This is a genomic window from Oleiphilus sp. HI0086, assembly GCF_001635225.1.
This window is the reverse complement of record NZ_LWFZ01000537.1, coordinates 1-511: the sequence shown is the minus strand read 5'-3', so window position 1 is coordinate 511 and position 511 is coordinate 1. Positions and strand designations below refer to the sequence as shown.

General features: G+C 44.2%; 1 protein-coding gene. It reads left to right on the top strand.

Annotated features, from left to right (window positions below; genetic code table 11):
* Positions 1-463, top strand: a 463-nt coding sequence (locus A3756_RS06545; RefSeq protein ID WP_368664576.1) for a WD40/YVTN/BNR-like repeat-containing protein, incomplete at its 5' end; no start/stop codon positions are given.
* Between the last annotated feature and the right edge of the window lie 48 nt (positions 464-511).

Genomic DNA, 511 nt, shown 5'->3' with positions numbered 1-511 from the left:
TGACCGTTACCACCTAAACTCAATTGCTGTTTTATCCACTGGTGCCGTTTTGATAGTCGGTGAGGCCGGCACAATGTTCGCCTCATATGATCAGGGGGAGAGCTGGGAAACCTTATATAGCCCATATGAAGGCTCTTTTTTTGGCATTCAGGAAGTCCCTCAGGTCAAAGAAGTGTTGATTTATGGTTTGAAAGGCAATGTGTATAGCTCAGCCGATGAAGGTCAATCATGGGATAAGGTTGCTACGCCTGCAACGACTAACTTAACCGGCTCTACGATTGATGAAAATGGCGTGGTGATATTAAGTGGCTTTTCAGGTGTGATTGTACGCAGCACCGACCAGGGTAAGACTTTCTCTAAAGTTAAACAGTCGGGTCTAGAGGCTTATAACGCTGTTGCGACATTAAAGAACTCTGAATTGGTGCTGGTGAGTGATCATGGTGTCCACTTTCAGCCTTATTAAGATGCGAATCTGACACTTGAAAAGTAAGAAGAGTGAAAAACGATAATG